At 67.9% G+C, this 15,284-nt stretch carries 11 protein-coding genes; 8 read left to right on the top strand and 3 right to left on the bottom strand.

Annotation, left to right across the window (positions count from 1 at the left end; translation table 11 throughout):
* Positions 1-8: 8 nt before the first annotated feature.
* Complete coding sequence (locus CKCBHOJB_RS01995; RefSeq protein WP_281050367.1) at positions 9-1,727, bottom strand: cation acetate symporter; 1,719 nt, start codon at positions 1,725-1,727, stop codon at positions 9-11.
* Positions 1,724-2,032, bottom strand: coding sequence for a DUF485 domain-containing protein (locus tag CKCBHOJB_RS01990; RefSeq protein WP_281050366.1), 309 nt, complete (start codon positions 2,030-2,032; stop codon positions 1,724-1,726). Before CKCBHOJB_RS01990 ends, CKCBHOJB_RS01995 begins: the two co-directional genes overlap by 4 nt.
* Before the next feature lie 342 nt (positions 2,033-2,374).
* Between CKCBHOJB_RS01990 and CKCBHOJB_RS01985 the strand changes: the two genes are divergently transcribed.
* From CKCBHOJB_RS01985 to CKCBHOJB_RS01965, 5 genes are all read left to right on the top strand, one after another.
* Positions 2,375-4,153 (top strand): ATP-binding protein, encoded by a 1,779-nt coding sequence (locus tag CKCBHOJB_RS01985; RefSeq protein WP_281050365.1) that lies wholly within the window; start codon positions 2,375-2,377, stop codon positions 4,151-4,153.
* Position 4,154: 1 nt separating this feature from the next.
* On the top strand, positions 4,155-5,543 hold the full coding sequence (locus tag CKCBHOJB_RS01980) for a sigma-54 dependent transcriptional regulator (RefSeq protein WP_281050364.1): 1,389 nt from the start codon (positions 4,155-4,157) through the stop codon (positions 5,541-5,543).
* A 131-nt stretch (positions 5,544-5,674) separates the two neighbouring features.
* Positions 5,675-6,994: an ethylbenzene dehydrogenase-related protein gene (locus CKCBHOJB_RS01975; protein ID WP_281050363.1), complete on the top strand. Its 1,320-nt coding sequence runs from the start codon at positions 5,675-5,677 to the stop codon at positions 6,992-6,994.
* Between the two features lie 80 nt (positions 6,995-7,074).
* On the top strand, positions 7,075-7,383 hold the full coding sequence (locus tag CKCBHOJB_RS01970; protein WP_281050362.1) for a c-type cytochrome: 309 nt from the start codon (positions 7,075-7,077) through the stop codon (positions 7,381-7,383).
* 63 nt (positions 7,384-7,446) lie between these two features.
* Positions 7,447-9,390: a cytochrome b/b6 domain-containing protein gene (locus tag CKCBHOJB_RS01965; RefSeq protein ID WP_281050361.1), complete on the top strand. Its 1,944-nt coding sequence runs from the start codon at positions 7,447-7,449 to the stop codon at positions 9,388-9,390.
* A 75-nt stretch (positions 9,391-9,465) separates the two neighbouring features.
* Here the strand turns inward: CKCBHOJB_RS01965 and CKCBHOJB_RS01960 are convergent, their stop codons facing one another.
* Positions 9,466-10,710: a class I SAM-dependent methyltransferase gene (locus CKCBHOJB_RS01960; protein WP_281050360.1), complete on the bottom strand. Its 1,245-nt coding sequence runs from the start codon at positions 10,708-10,710 to the stop codon at positions 9,466-9,468.
* A gap of 171 nt (positions 10,711-10,881) precedes the next feature.
* Here CKCBHOJB_RS01960 and CKCBHOJB_RS01955 point away from each other — a divergent pair, with 171 nt between their 5' ends.
* The 3 genes from CKCBHOJB_RS01955 (at position 10,882) to CKCBHOJB_RS01945 (ending at position 15,279) form a co-directional block, all read left to right on the top strand.
* The gene (locus CKCBHOJB_RS01955; protein WP_281050359.1) at positions 10,882-13,776 is read left to right on the top strand and encodes an AMP-binding protein; all 2,895 of its coding nucleotides are present in this window, start codon (positions 10,882-10,884) and stop codon (positions 13,774-13,776) included.
* Positions 13,777-13,925: 149 nt separating this feature from the next.
* Positions 13,926-14,903: a cysteine synthase A gene (gene cysK / locus CKCBHOJB_RS01950; protein ID WP_281050358.1), complete on the top strand. Its 978-nt coding sequence runs from the start codon at positions 13,926-13,928 to the stop codon at positions 14,901-14,903.
* A 7-nt stretch (positions 14,904-14,910) separates the two neighbouring features.
* Positions 14,911-15,279 carry a DUF488 family protein gene (locus CKCBHOJB_RS01945; protein ID WP_281050357.1) on the top strand — a complete coding sequence of 123 codons (369 nt, stop codon included), beginning with the start codon at positions 14,911-14,913 and terminating at the stop codon, positions 15,277-15,279.
* The last annotated feature ends 5 nt before the right edge of the window (positions 15,280-15,284 follow it).

The raw sequence follows: 15,284 nt of genomic DNA, 5'->3' as shown, positions 1-15,284 counted from the left end.
CTTGCTGCTTAGTGCGACGAGGCCGCAGCCGCGCCGATGCCGGTCTCCGAGCGCACCTTCTGCGCCATGTAGCCGGCACGGTCGGCCTTGGCACGCGCGCTGTTGTCGAGGATCGAGAACAGCCAGATGCCGATGAAGCCCGCGGCCATCGAGAACAGCGCCGGCGAAGCGTAGGGGAACAGCGCCGAACCCTTCGGGTTGCCCAGCGTGGCTTCCCACACCGAGGGCGACACGATGGTCAGCACCACCGCGGTGATCAGGCCGATGAAGCCGCCGATGGTCGCGCCGCGGGTGGTGCAGTCCTTCCACAGCACCGACATGAACAGCACCGGGAAGTTGGCCGAGGCGGCGATCGCGAAGGCCAGCGACACCATGAAGGCGATGTTCTGCTTCTCGAAGGCGATGCCCAGCACCACCGCGATCATGCCCAGCACCAGGGTGGTGATGCGCGACACACGCAGCTCCGAAGCCGAGTCGGCGTTGCCCTTCTTGAACACCGTGGCGTAGAGGTCGTGCGACACCGCCGAGGCGCCCGACAGGGTCAGGCCGGCCACCACCGCGAGGATGGTCGCGAACGCCACCGCCGAGATGAAGCCGAGGAACACGTTGCCGCCGACCGCGTTGGCGAGGTGGATCGCCGCCATGTTGCTGCCGCCGATCAGGCCGCCCTTGGCATCGAGGAAACCCGGGTTGGTCGACACCAGCACGATCGCGCCGAAGCCGATGATGAAGGTCAGGATGTAGAAGTAGCCGATCCAGGTGGTCGCCCAGAACACCGACTTGCGGGCTTCCTTGGCGTCCGGCACGGTGAAGAAGCGCATCAGCACGTGCGGCAGGCCAGCGGTACCGAACATCAGCGCCATGCCGAAGGAGATCGCCGAGATCGGATCCTTGATGAAGGAGCCCGGGCCCATGATCGACTGGCCGATGGTGGAGGCCTCGGCCGCGCTCTTGCCGGCAGCGGTCGCCACTTCGGTCTTCACGCGCACCGCGTCGGCGAACATCGCCTCGGGCGAGAAGCCGTAGTTCAGCAGCACCATGAAAGCCATGAAGCTCGCGCCGGCGAGCAGCAGGCAGGCCTTGATGATCTGCACCCAGGTGGTCGCGGTCATGCCGCCGAACAGCACGTAGACCATCATCAGCGCGCCGACGATGACCACCGCCATCCAGTACTCCAGGCCGAACAGCAGCTTGATGAGCTGGCCGGCACCGACCATCTGCGCGATCAGGTAGAAGGCGACCACGACCAGGGTGCCCGAGGCCGCGAAGGCGCGGATCGGGGTCTGCTGGAAGCGGTAGGCCGCCACGTCGGCGAAGGTGAACTTGCCGAGGTTGCGCAGGCGCTCCGCCATCAGGAAGGTGATCACCGGCCAGCCGACCAGGAAGCCGATCGAGTAGATCAGGCCGTCGTAGCCGCTCGCCATCACCGCCGCCGAGATGCCCAGGAAGGACGCCGCCGACATGTAGTCGCCGGCGATCGCCAGCCCGTTCTGGAAGCCGGTGATGCCGCCGCCGGCGGTGTAGAAGTCGGCCGCCGACTTGGTCTTGGAGGCCGCCCACTTGGTGATGTACAGCGTGCCGAGGACGAACACGCCGAACATCATGATGGCCGTCCAGTTGGTGGCCTGCTTCTCGGCCTGGCCGAGGTCGCCGCCCGCGGCGAGTGCCAGCGAGGACAGCAGGGCGAGCGCGATGCCGCCCGCGAGTTTCACGTTCGTGCCGCTCATTTGCCGGCCTCCTCGACGATTTCACGGGTCAGCCGATCGAACTCGGAGTTCGCACGGCGGACGTAGAAGCCGGTGATCAGGACGGTGAAGAAGATCACCCCGAGACCGACCGGGATGCCGACCGTCATCACGCCCTCGCCCAGGCGGGCGGCGAGCACTTCCTTGTTGAAGGCGATGATCGCGATGTAGCCGTAGTACACGACCATCATGATCGCGGTCAGGATCCAGCCGAAGCTGGAGCGCGTACCCACCAGTTTCTGGTACTTGGGGTTGGCGGCGATTTTTTTCGCCAGATCGTTTTCCATATCTCCCTCCTTCAGCGGTGAAAGGACCGGACGCCTGCCCGGTTAGGGCGAACCTTAGGTCGGGAGACTTACGTTCTGCTTACGCGTGCAGTAAAATAATTCTTTATTTACCGACACTTAATGAAACATTAAGGAAACCTGAACCGCCAGCACGCCGCCCATGCGACGCAAAGCCATCGCGACAGGAGAGCCGAGCGAGAGGCGCCCCCCTGTACCCGGGATTGGTCGTGGGCTAACGTCGAGCACTCAGCGAAGGACAGCCTTCCTCAATTCGGACCATGACCTCGAACCGTCCGTTGATGACGACTGGCCAGAACGCACTGATCGAAACCCTGGAAAAGCATGACGACCGTCTCCCCACTTGAACGCCCGAGACGCATCAAGACCAAGTTCATCGCGCCCTACGCGCTGGTGCTGCTGGTCGTCCTCTGTGTCTTCGTGGCCGCCTTCTACGCGGTCGAGACGCGCGTGCGCGACCGTGACCTCAGTGAGCGCTCGGCGGCGGTGTCGCAGCTTTTCGAACAAAAGCTCGCCAAGGACACCAACCTGATGATGGCGACCACGCGCGCCCTGATGACCAACGCGGCGATGGAGTCAGCCTTCGAGCGCGGCGACCGCGAGGCGATCAGCCGCCTCGGGGACGGTCTGTTCGCGATCTTGCAGGCCGAGCACCGCATCACCCACCTCTACTTCGTCCGGCCCGACCTTGCGACCTTCTACCGCTTCCACAGCCCCGGGCAATCGGGCGACAAGATCACACGGGCAACGATGATGAAGGCGCGCGACAGCCAGGGCCCCGTGCGCGGCCTCGACCTCGGTGTGATGGGTACGCTCACGCTTCGCCTGGTGCTGCCCTGGAAGCGTGGCGACAGGCTCGTGGGCTACGTCGAGATCGGCGAGGAGATCGAGCATCTGATCGACGAGATCAGCCAGAGCCTGGGCGTCGAGCTGCTGGTGCTGGTCGACAAGGGGCGGCTCTCGCGCAGCCAGTGGCAACAAGGCCAGGCGCTGATGAAGCGCACGGGCGACTGGGACCGCTTCGATACCCGCGCCCTCATCGCGAAGACGAGTGACCACATACCTGCCACGCTCGACCACGCCAGGCTCGCCGCCTTGCTGGCGGGTGATACGACGGAGATCCAGGATCAAGGACGCACGCTGCACCTCGCCCCGGTTCCGCTCAGGGACACCGAGGGGCGCGAGCTGGGTGAGCTGGTGGTGCTGCGCGACATCACCGCGCTGGAAGAGATGTTTCAGCTCTCGATCGGCGTCTCCATCCTCGTCAGCCTGCTCGTGGGGCTGGGCCTGCTCGGCGTGCTTTACGCCGCACTCGACCGCGTCGAGCGCGACTACCGCCGGCAGCACGAACTCGAACATCAACTGCTGCGCCTGGATACCGAGCACCAGCGCATCCTGCAGCTCGAGAAGCTGTCGGCCTTGGGCACGATGGTCGGCAGCATCGCCCACCAGCTCAACAATCCGCTCGTCGGCGTCGTCAACCTCGCCCAGCTTGCCGAGCGCGACACGGATGTACCGTCGCATCTGCGCGAGCTGCTCCACGAGATCCGCACCGCGGGAGAGGACTGCCGCGACTTCGTCAAGCGGATGCTGGCCTTCTCACGGGTATCCGGCTTCGAGGGCAAGCCGACCGACATGACGAGCCTGATCGAGGACACGGTATTGCTGTTCCGCCAGGCCGAAAAACAGCACCTGCCGGTGGGGATGGACCTGCCCGCGACAGCCGTCAATCTGGCGGTCGATCCGGTGCTGATCCGGCACGCGCTCTTCAACCTGCTCATGAACGCCAGCCAGCACTCGAGCGCGGACGACACCCCGATCACGATCTCGCTGACACCGCATACCGACGCCACGCGCGGCGTGCCGGGCTGGTCGCTCACCGTCACCGACCACGGCCGGGGCATGACGCCCGAGGTCCTGGCGCAGATCTTCGTGCCCTTCTTCACCACCCGCACCGATGGAACCGGCCTTGGCCTGCCGGTCGTGCAGCACGTCGCCCTGCTGCACGGTGGCCAGGTGACCGCCAGCAGCGAGCCCGGCAATGGCACGCGAATTGCGTTGTGGTTGCCAGACTCGCCTTCGAACGCTGCCTCAGCAGGCTGACATGCCCCCCAAGATACTTATCGTCGATGACGACCGGCACACCCGGGTCTTTCTCGAACGGCTCCTCGCCAAGACCGCCGAATTGAGTCTCGCCGTCGACGCGCGCGAGGCCCGACAGCGATTCGCAGCGACGGATTTCAACCTGGTGCTGATGGATCAGCGCCTGCCCGACGCCAACGGCATCGACCTGCTGCGCGAGCTGCGCCGGCAGCGCCCGCGCCTGGTCGCGATCCTGATGACCGGCTTTGCCGACGTACGCGACGCGGTCGCCGCGGTCCGCGAGGGCGTCTTCGACTATCAGACCAAGCCCTTCGAGGACATAGACGCCCTCGAGGCGGTCATCGGCAAGGCACTGGAGCTCGATGAGGCCTACAGGGACATCGACACCTTGCGTGCGCAGCTCAACACCGGAACTCACCTGCCGGTCATCGTCGGCCAGTCACCGGCGATGGCGCATGCGCAAGCTCAGCTGCAGCGCGTCGCCGGCCTCGACATCACGGTGCTGCTCGAAGGCGAGAGCGGCACCGGCAAGGACCTCGCGGCGAAATTGATCCACGGCCTCAGCGCGCGTTCGCAACAGCCCTACCTCGAGGTCAACTGCGGCGGCCTGCCCGAAACCCTCCTCGAGAGCCTGCTGTTCGGCTTCGAGAAAGGCGCCTTCACCGGCGCCGGGCAGGCCACCGCCGGCTACTTTGAAAAGGCGCACGGCGGCACGCTCTTCCTCGACGAAATCGCCGACATGAGCCCCAAGCTGCAGAGCAGCCTGCTGCGCGTGCTGCAGGACAACTCCTACACGCGGATCGGCAGTGCTCAGACGCGAAAGGCGGACTTTCGCCTGGTCTGCGCCACGAACCGCCCGCTGCAGGCAGAGGTCAGGTCGGGCCGCTTCCGCGAGGACCTGTACTACCGCATCGCAGTGGTGACCATCGTGATGCCGCCCCTGCGCGAACGTACCGGGGACATCCTGACGCTAGCGATGCACTTTCTCGAGGCCTTCAACGCCAAGTTCGGCCGCCACTGCGGGCCCTTTACCCCGGCGGCAGTCGAGGCGCTCGAACACCACCCGTGGGAAGGCAACGTCCGCCAGTTGCAGCATTGCATCGAGCGTACCGTCGCACTGCATGGCGATGGCCCGATCGACGACATTCATCTCTTTCCGGAAGGTTTCGACGCCCCGAGGGCCGGCCTCGAGCTCGGCCCCGGGCCGGCGGAGTCCTCCCAGGCTGCGCTGGGCTATCAGGACGCACGGGCGTCGTTCGAGCGCGACTACATGGTCCGCCTGCTCGAAGCGGCACACGGCAACGTTTCGGAAGCGGCCCGCCTGTCCGGCATCCCACGACAGAATCTCTACGTACGCATGAAGCGCTGGGGGATTGTCACCGAACGGTGACGACTGTCGCTGAAACATGACAGCTCCAGGCCGATCGATCGCCCCAAACCGCCGTAGGCACGGCCCGAAACCGTGGCATGAACCTTGCATGATGTCAGTCACCTGACAACAACCATGTAGGGGCCATCGTTATGAAAAAGACAGCAGTGTTTCTGGGCGTTTCCGTGATCGTCGCCGGCTGTGCCTCCATGGCGACCGGCCCGCAAGCGATCGACTGGAACAAGATTCCCGCGACCAAGGTCGCGCTGTTCTATCCCGGCCAGTCTTCCTACCAGTGGTTGCGCAGCGAGGCCCATGCGGGTGCCGCCAAGGAGACCGCGCGCGGCGATGCCTGCACCTCCTGCCACGACGATCCCAAGGAAGAGCAGCGCCAGGGCGCCAAGATCCTGCGTGGCGATCATCCGCTCGAACCGCATGCCGCAGTCCTGAAGGGCAAGAACGGCCACATCGACATGACGGTGCAGGCGGCCTACGACGACAAGAACGCCTACCTGCGCTTCCAGTACAAGACGAATAACCCGAACCACCCGGGCAACGACTATCCGGGCTACCGCTTCGACGGCAAGGAATGGAAAGCCTACGGCGGCATGCGCCTCAACAAGAACGTGCTGGCCGGCAAGACCGGGGTCGTCTATGAGAACCGCGTGAACATCATGCTCGACGATGGCAAGGTGCCCGGTTTCGCCCAGCAAGGCTGCTGGCTGACCTGCCACACCGGCGAGCGCGACATGCCGAAGGAGCCGACGAAGGCGGAGGTCGAGGCGAACGCCCTGATGCAGGCGATCAAGAAGTCCGACGTGCGCAAGTTCATTCCAGGCACCCGCACCAATCCGATGGACTGGTCGACGGGCAAGTCGCTCGAAGAGATAGCGAAAATGAAGGCCAATGGCGAGTTCCTCGAACTGATGCAGTGGCGTTCCCATCGCAGCGACAAGGTCGGCGGCGCGGATGATGGCTTCGTGCTCGAGTACCGCAACTTCGATGCCGGCAAGAACCACTTCAGCTCGAACATGGACGGCAAGACCAAGCTGCCGAAGTTCATGTTCGATCCGGCCAAGTTCGGTGGCAAGGCGTTCGCCGCGAGCGACTACGGTAGCAAGAAGGAGCTGATCCTGATCCAGGGCGTCAATGCCGTGCCCTTCGATCCGAACGCAGGCTGGAAGGAAGGCGACATCCTGCCGCAGTACGTCCTGAGCGCCGCGGATGCGACGGGCTCGGCCGCCGACAACAAGGCCATTTCCGAATGGAAGGATGGCGTGCAGACGGTGGTGTTCATCCGTCCGCTCGGCCTGACCAACGCCGACGACAAGGCCCTCGAGCCGGGCGGCGTCTACAACGTCGGTTTTGCCATCCACGACGACAACATGACCGGACGCGGCCATCACGTGTCTTACACCAAGACGCTGGGCATCGGCACCAAGGCCGACATCACGGCCGTCAAGCTGAACTGATTCCCACCCCACCGGCCGTCCGCGGACGGCCGGTTTCTTACCGCATCAAGGGGCAAAAAATGAACATCCGAACCCTTATCGTGTCCGCCGCCATCGGCAGCCTGTGTCTCTCCGCGCCCGCCTTCGCCCAGGTGGATGCAGAAGAGGTCTTCAAGGACAACGATTGCCATAAATGCCACCACGCCACAAAAGCGAAAAAGGGCCCTTCGCTCGAGAAGATCGCAGCGCGCTTCAAGACCGAGAACCTCGGCACCGACGAAGCCATCAAGCACATGACGAGCGGCGGCAAGGTCAAGCTGACGGATGGCACCGAGGAGGACCACAAGATCATCGACTCCAAGGACCCCGCGGTCCTGAACGCCGTCGCCAAGTGGATGCTGGATCGCTGATCACCCGACAAGAGTCAACACATCATGCGTAGCCCGGGACTCCGATGGCAGTTGGTGGCAGGCTTGGCCTGCCTTTTTTTCGGTGCGCTTGGCGGGGAGGCGCTTGCTGCAGACACCGGCTCGCTCGACAACGCGAGTTGTCTCGGGTGTCACGAAAAGTCCAAGCCGCCGATCGAACTCGCCGACGCGGATGGCGAGGCGCGGACGCTGCGCCCCGTCGACCCGCATCGCTTTGACGCGGGCGTACATGCCGGGCTGCAGTGCCTTGCCTGCCACACGGAGATCACCGACAGCCAGGCCAGGCACCAGAAGAAAGCGGGCGCCGAACGGCCGACCTGCATCGGCTGCCACGAAACGCTGTGGAAGGACGCGCAAGCCAGCGGGGCGGCGGCACAGAAGCCCCGTCTCGGCGTCGTTGTCCAGAACATCGAAGCCTACAGGACCTCGTTCCATGCCCGCCCCAGCGAGGACGAGCCGGGACGGCCGATGGCGGCCTGCGAGGACTGCCACACCAGTCACGACTTCAACGTGCCGGCCGACGTGTCGCAGCGGCGCAGCGACTGGCATGCGACGGTTCCGGAGACCTGCGGCGGCGCCTGCCACGAGGACCAGCTCGAGTCCTACGCCGAATCCGCACATGGCAAAAAGGTCCTCGACGAGGGCGACACGAAAGGCGCCGTCTGCACCGACTGTCACAGCGCGCATTCGGTCCTGAACACGTCATCGGAAAAGTTCAAGCTCGCTGCCGTCAACACCTGCGGCGGCTGCCACGACGACAAGCTCGCGAGCTACGCGGACACCTATCACGGCCAGGTCAATCGCCTCGGCTACGCCCACACGGCAAAGTGCGCCGACTGCCACGGCAGCCACCGCATCCTCGGCGTGGACCACCCCAAGTCGATGATTCATCCGAACAACCGGATGAAGACCTGCATGCAGTGCCACAGCGACAAGAAGCCCGGCATGCGCGACGCTACGGCCGGCTTTGCGTCCTTCGCCCCGCACGCCACCACGAACGACTTCGACAAGTACCCGCAAATGTACGTCGCGTCGAAATTCATGGTCGGCCTGCTGATCTTCGTGTTCGCCTTCTTCTGGGCCCATTCCGGGCTGTGGTACTACCGCGAGTGGAAGGACCGCAAGCAAGGCAAGACCATCCCCCATGTCGACCTCGCCGCCCTGGGCATCGACCCGAGCAAGCACTTCCGCCGCTTCAACTGGGGCTGGCGCCTCGCGCACCTGCTGTTCGCGCTCGCCACCATGACCCTCGTCCTCACCGGCTCGACCGCGCTGTTCGCCGAGAGCCCATGGGCGCCGAAGGTGGCGGACCTGGTGGGCGGACCGAAGGTGCTGGCCGTGGTGCACCGCGTTGCCGCGGCGGTCTTCATCGCCATCTTCCTGGTGCACTTCGTCCATGTGATGCAGAAGCTGCTCCGTGACCGCAGCTTCCGCTGGTTCGGCCCGGATTCGCTGCTGCCCAACTGGAAGGACTTCGCCGACTGCTGGGGCATGTTCAGGTGGTTCTTCGGCAAGGGGCCGCGCCCCGAGTTCGAGCGCTGGGCCTACTACGAGAAGTTCGACTACTGGGCGGTGTTCTGGGGCGTGAATGTGATCGGCTGGAGCGGCCTGATGCTGGCCTTCCCGCACGTCACGGCGACCTACCTGCCAGGCTGGGTGTTCAACGTGGGGACGCTGGTGCACGGCGAAGAAGCCTTCCTCGCCGCCGTCTTCCTCTTCACGGTGCACTTCTTCAACAACCACTTCAGGCCCGACAAGCTGCCGCCGCCGGACGTGGTGATGTTCACCGGCACGCAGTCGCTGGACGAGTTCCGCCACGATCACCCTGCCCACTTCAAGCGCATGGTGGCCACTGGCGAGATTCAGAAGTATCTGATCGACCAGCCGTCGCGCCCCTTCCACATCGGCTCGGTGGTACTCGGCCTGGTCCTGATCGGTATCGGGCTCGGACTGCTGTTGCTGGTCGGAGTCGGGTTCTTCACCGGCTGATGCCTGCATCCGCCGGGCGGCGCACACGATGCGCGGCCTGGCGGATCGGGGCATTCGCTCCGGCGGAGGCGGGCTTCAACCTGCGGGCAGGAAGCGCTCGAACGCCGCCGGCAGCGGCGCGTTCTCCAGGCTGCGCTGGGTGAACAGGAAGCGCCCGTCGCACACGAAACCGAGGTCCGCCCAGTCGACGTCGTTCAGCGCGTCGCGGAAGGCCTCGAGGTCGACATCCGCGCGGCGCGGAAACACCGCCATCACCGCGCCGTCGTAGTCGGTGCACGGATGCACGAAGAAGGGCCTGGCCACCCGCGTCCTGCCATTCACGTACACCCGCGGCTGCGTGCTGCGGTAGTGCATCCGTCCCCACATCCACCAGTTCGACTCGTCGAACTTCGTCACCTTGCGCTGCAGCAGGCGCACCTTGTGCGGCAGCAGCACCGCCGGCGGCTGCTCGCCCGGCTCGCTCCAGATCATGCGCCGGGTGTGCCCGGTGCTGACCGTGGACGAGCACACGAAGTCGCGGCTGCCGTGTGCCGCGTCGGCGTACAGCTCGTCCGCGCCCGACACCGCACCGACCTTGACGAAGGCCACATCGGACAGGCGCAGCGGATAGTCGCCGCGGGCGAACATCAGGTGGCCGCCGGCTTCGACGAAGTGGCGCTCCACCCACACCGGCGCGGCGAGCGCGGCGTCGAGCGCGTCGCCGACGCCGATCTCGCAGTAGCGCAGGCTGCGCTCGCTGCGGCCCTTCTCGAAGCGCCAGATCAGGCAGTTCGGCACCGCATCGGGGAACACGCGCGCGTCGCCCAGTTCGATCGCATCGGTGATCGAGCCCGCCTCGAACAGCAGGCGGTTGAGCTTCACCGCCGAGGTCGCCTTGAGGAAGTCGCGCGGCGTGATGAAGATCAGCTCGCCGCCGGGCTTCAGGTGGCGCAGGCACTTGTCGATGAAGAACAGGTAGAGGTTGGCGCGCTTGTCCAGGCAGGCGCCGTAGTGGCCGCGCGCGATCAGCGCCCGGGTCGGTTCCGGGATGTCCTGGAAGCGCACGTAGGGCGGATTGCCGATGATGGTGTCGAACTGCTCGCGCTCGGGATAGGCGAAGAAGTCGATCGCCTGCGCACCGGGCGGGCAGTGGTCGGGATCGAGTTCGAGCCCGACCGCGCCCAGCAGATGGCGCAGGAAGGCGCCGTCGCCGCAGGACGGCTCGAGCACGCGACCGTGCTTGCGGCGCAGCGCGAGCATCGCGCGCACCACCGGCTCGGGGGTGAAGATCTGGCCGAGGGCGGCGACATCGCGCAGGCCGAGGGCGAGCTGATCAGGCATGGGGCGCTCCTCGGCGGGGAACCACCCGGGGGGAGCGGGAATCAAGGCAGGCAGACATGGGCGGCGATGTTACCAAGCCCGCCGCCCGCCGGGGCGGTGCCGAGTGCGACACTGGCCGCCCCATCCCCTGGCCCCGAGCCGCCCGGCGGCGCGCACCCGGACTTCGCCGCGATGCCTGTACCTGTGACGCATGCACCTCCTCTCCACGCTTCCCCGCCCGACGCCGACGCGCTGTTGCGCCTGGTCGACGAGGTCGTCCGCGAGCTGCAGCCCGGCACCACGCGCCACGCCAGCCTCGACAGCGCGCTGGACCGCGAACTCGGCCTCGACAGCCTGAGCCGCGTCGAGCTGCTCGCCCGCATCGAGCGTCGCTTCGCCCTGCGCCTGCCCACCGAGGTGCTCGCCGCCGCCGAGACGCCGCGCGACCTGCTGCGCGCGCTGGCTCAAGCCCCCCGCGCGCCCGCGCCACCGTCCGGCGCGGCAGGCGGTGCCGCCGATGCGCACACCGCCGACACCGATGCCGGCGCAGCGCAGACCGGCGCGTCCGAGCCGACGCCGGCCCGCGCCGCGCCCCGGTTCCCGGAATCCGCCACGACCCTGGTCGAGGTCCTCGAATGGCATGTCGCCCGCCACCCCGGGCGCACCCACGTCCGCTTCCTGGTCGATGACGAGCACGCGGAGACACTCAGCTACGGACAGCTGCACGAGGCCGCCATGCGCCTCGCCGGCGCACTCGTCGCGCTGGGCGTGCGCCCGGGCGACTGCGTGGCGCTGATGCTGCCCTCGGGGCTGGACTTCTTCCGCTGCTTCTTCGCCATCCTGTTCGCCGGCGCGGTGCCGGTGCCGATGTATCCGCCGGCACGCCCCAACCAGATCGAGGAGCACCTGCGCCGCCAGGCCGGCATCCTGCGCAACTGCGAGGCGCGGCTGCTGATCACCTTCGACCGCGTACGCCCGCTCGCACGCATGCTCGCCGGACTGGTGCCCACGCTCACCCATGTCGGCACCCCGGCCGCACTCGGGGCTGCGATCGAGACCGCCCGCGCCCGTCCGCTGCCGCCGCAGCCGCTGCGCAGCGCGGCGCTCGGTCTGATCCAGTACACCTCCGGCTCCACCGGCGACCCCAAGGGCGTCGCCCTCAGCCACGCCAACCTGCTCGCCAACATCCGCGCCTGGGGCCGCGCCGCCGCGGTCGTGCCGCAGGATGTGTGCGTGAGCTGGCTGCCGCTGTACCACGACATGGGCCTGATCGGCACCTGGCTCGGCAGCCTGTACCACGGCTGCACCCTGGTGCTGATGTCGCCGCTCGACTTCCTCGCCCGCCCCGAGCGCTGGCTGTGGGCGATCCACCACTACCGCGGTACGGTCACCGCGGCGCCCAACTTCGCCTTCGAGCTGTGCGTCAAGCGCCTGGCCGACACCGCGCTCGACGGCCTCGACCTGTCCTCCTGGCGGCTGGCCGCCAATGGCGCCGAACCGGTCAACCCCGACACCCTGGCGCGCTTCGCCGCCGCCTTCGCCCGCTACGGCCTCGATGCGCACAGCCTGATGCCGGTCTATGGCCTGGCCGAATGCGCGGTGGGGCTGTGCGTGCCCCCGCCCGGCCGCGGCGTGGTGGTCGATCGCGTGCGGCGGGCCAGCGTGCGCCTGGGCGCGCGGGTCGAGCCCGCGACGGCGGACGAGGCCGACACACTGCGCCTGGTGTCCTGCGGTCCGGTCCTGCCCGGCCACGCACTGCGCGTCGTCGACGGCGAGGGCCATCCGCTGCCCGAGCGCTGCGTCGGCGAGGTCGAGTTCCGCGGCCCCTCGGCCACCGCCGGCTACTACCGCAACCCTGCGGCCACCGCCGCGCTGATCCGCGACGGCTGGCTCGCCACCGGCGACCACGGCTACCTGGCCGAGGGCGAGCTCTACCTCACCGGGCGGGCGAAGGAGATGATCATCCGCGCCGGCCGCAACCTCTATCCCTACGACCTCGAGCAGGCGGTGGGCGAGCTGCCCGGCGTGCGCAAGGGCTGCGTGGCGGTGTTCGGCACCCACGCGCCGGGCGAAGCCGACGAGCGCCTGGTCGTGGTGGCGGAGACGCGGGTGCGCGATGCGCAGACGCGGGCGGCGCTCGAGGCGCGCATCACCGCCGCGGCGATGGACGAACTCGGCCTCGCCCCCGACGTGGTCGTGCTCGCCCCGCCGCATGCGGTGCTCAAGACCTCCAGCGGCAAGATCCGCCGCGCCGCCATCCGCGACGCCTACATCGCCGGCACCCTCGGCGCCCCCAGCCGCGCCACCTGGCTGCAGGTGCTGCGCCTGCAACTGGCGAGTGTCGGCGGACGTGCCCGCCGCGCGGCGCTGGCGGTGCCGCACCAGCTCCAGGCGGCGTGGGCGTGGGCCGCATTCATGGCACTCGCGCCGCTCGCGACCCTGGCCATCCTCGCGCTGCCACGGCTCGCGCAGCGCTGGGCGGTCTGCCACCGCCTCGCGCGCCTGCATGCGCGCCTGTGCGGCTGCCCGCTGCGGGTCGAGGGCGCCGACCGCCTGCCGGCCACCGGCTGCGTGCTGGTGGCCAACCACGCCAGCTACATCGACGGCCTCGTGCTCGCCGCCGCGCTGCCGCAACCGGTGCGCTTCGTAGCCAAGGCCGAGCTGCGCGACAGCCGCCTGCTGCGCCCGCTGTTCGAGCGCATGGGCGCGCATTTCGTGCGCCGCTTCGACGCCGGCCATGGGGTGGAGGACGCCGACACGCTCGCCGCCGGCGCCGGCACCGGTGCACCACTGCTGTTCTTCGCCGAGGGCACCTTCAGCGCCCGCCCCGGCCTGCAGGCCTTCCGTCTCGGCGCCTTCCAGGCCGCCGCGCGCCAGCGCCTGGCGGTGGTGCCGGTCGCGCTCGCCGGCACCCGCGCGGTGCTGCCCGACGGCAGCTGGCGGCCGCGGCCCGGGCCGCTCGCGGTCACGATCTGCGCGCCGCAGTACCCCGCCGGCGAGGACTGGCACGACCTGCTCGCCCTGCGCGACACGGTGCGCGCCGACATCCTCGCGCACTGCGGCGAGGGCGATGCGACACGGGACTGAAACGGCGCCGACACCCGCATGCCTGCCGGCAAGGGGCTTCGCAGCGGGCGTGGACCTTGCCGCGCGACATGGCGGGCAGGCGCCCGCCTTGCCTATACTTCGGCCACGGGCACAGTCCCTCCGTCAGCCTTCCCCATGAGGAAATCCGCATGTCCCACTGGTACCCCGACAACGCCGAATCCATCGGCCACACCCCGCTCGTCCGCCTCAACCGCGTGCTCGACGGCGCGCCGGCCACCGTGCTCGCCAAGATCGAGGGCCGCAATCCGGGTTACTCGGTCAAGTGCCGCATCGGCGCGGCGATGGTGAAGGACGCGATCGCCCACGGCCGCCTCGGCCCAGGGCAGGAGGTGGTCGAGCCCACCAGCGGCAACACCGGCATCGCGCTCGCCTTCGTGTGCGCCGCGCGCGGCACCCCGCTGACCCTGACCATGCCCGAGACCATGAGCATCGAGCGCCGCAAGCTGCTGGTCGCCTACGGCGCCAGGCTGGTGCTCACCGAGGGCGCCAAGGGCATGAACGGCGCGATCGCCAAGGCGAAGGAAATCGTCGACAGCGACCCGGGCCGCTACGTGCTGCTGCAGCAGTTCGAGAACCCGGCCAACCCGGCGATCCACGAGACCACCACCGGCCCGGAGATCTGGAACGACACCGACGGCGCGATCGACATCCTGGTCTCGGGCGTCGGCACCGGCGGCACCATCACCGGCGTGTCGCGCTACATCAAGCGCGTGCGCGGCAAGGACATCCAGTCGATCGCGGTCGAACCCGCGGCCAGCCCGGTCCTGACCCAGCACCTCGCCGGCCAGCCGCTCACCCCCGGGCCGCACAAGATCCAGGGCATCGGCGCCGGCTTCGTCCCCAAGGTGCTCGACCTGGCGCTGATCGACGGCGTCGAGCAGGTCAGCAACGAGGACGCCGTCCTCTACGCCCGCCGCCTCGCGCTCGAGGAAGGCATCCTCTCCGGCATCTCCTGCGGCGCTGCCACGGCGGTTGCGGTGCGTCTGGCACAACGGCCCGAGAACGCCGGCAAGACCATCGTGGTGATCCTGCCGGACTCGGGCGAGCGTTACCTGAGCTCGATCCTGTTCGAGGGGCTGTTCGACGAGAAGGGCATCGCGATCTGATCACGCCATGAGCCTGCGCGTGCGCCGCGTCTACGACCCGCCCGCAGCCGACGACGGCTGCCGGGTTCTGGTCGACCGCCTGTGGCCGCGCGGCCTCGCGCGCGAGGCCGCGGGCATCGACCACTGGCTGCGCGAGCTCGCCCCGTCGAACGAACTGCGCCAGTGGTTCGCCCACGACCCCGAACGCTGGGACGGATTCCGCCAGCGCTACGCGGACGAGCTGCAGTCCCCTGCAGCCGCCGCAGCACTCGCCGAACTGCGCGGCCTGATCGCCGCGCATGCGGTCGTCACCCTGCTCTACGGCGCGCGCGACACCGCGCACAACAACGCCGAGGCGCTTCGCATTTTGCTGGCCGCGCAAGACGAAGAGGGCTGAACCGG

The sequence above is a fragment of the Thauera sp. GDN1 genome (assembly GCF_029223545.1).
Classification (GTDB): Bacteria; Pseudomonadota; Gammaproteobacteria; order Burkholderiales; family Rhodocyclaceae; genus Thauera.
Note: the sequence above shows the minus strand (reverse complement) of the source record. Positions and strands in the feature narration are given on the sequence as shown.

Coding starts and splice junctions, on each gene's coding strand:
- CKCBHOJB_RS01995 (WP_281050367.1), bottom strand. CDS start 1,727: ATGAGCGGCACGAACGTGAAACTCGCGGGCGGCATCGCGCTCGCCCTG.
- cysK (WP_281050358.1), top strand. CDS start 13,926: ATGTCCCACTGGTACCCCGACAACGCCGAATCCATCGGCCACACCCCG.
- CKCBHOJB_RS01990 (WP_281050366.1), bottom strand. CDS start 2,032: ATGGAAAACGATCTGGCGAAAAAAATCGCCGCCAACCCCAAGTACCAG.
- CKCBHOJB_RS01975 (WP_281050363.1), top strand. CDS start 5,675: ATGAAAAAGACAGCAGTGTTTCTGGGCGTTTCCGTGATCGTCGCCGGC.
- CKCBHOJB_RS01980 (WP_281050364.1), top strand. CDS start 4,155: ATGCCCCCCAAGATACTTATCGTCGATGACGACCGGCACACCCGGGTC.
- CKCBHOJB_RS01985 (WP_281050365.1), top strand. CDS start 2,375: ATGACGACCGTCTCCCCACTTGAACGCCCGAGACGCATCAAGACCAAG.
- CKCBHOJB_RS01945 (WP_281050357.1), top strand. CDS start 14,911: ATGAGCCTGCGCGTGCGCCGCGTCTACGACCCGCCCGCAGCCGACGAC.
- CKCBHOJB_RS01955 (WP_281050359.1), top strand. CDS start 10,882: ATGCCTGTACCTGTGACGCATGCACCTCCTCTCCACGCTTCCCCGCCC.
- CKCBHOJB_RS01960 (WP_281050360.1), bottom strand. CDS start 10,710: ATGCCTGATCAGCTCGCCCTCGGCCTGCGCGATGTCGCCGCCCTCGGC.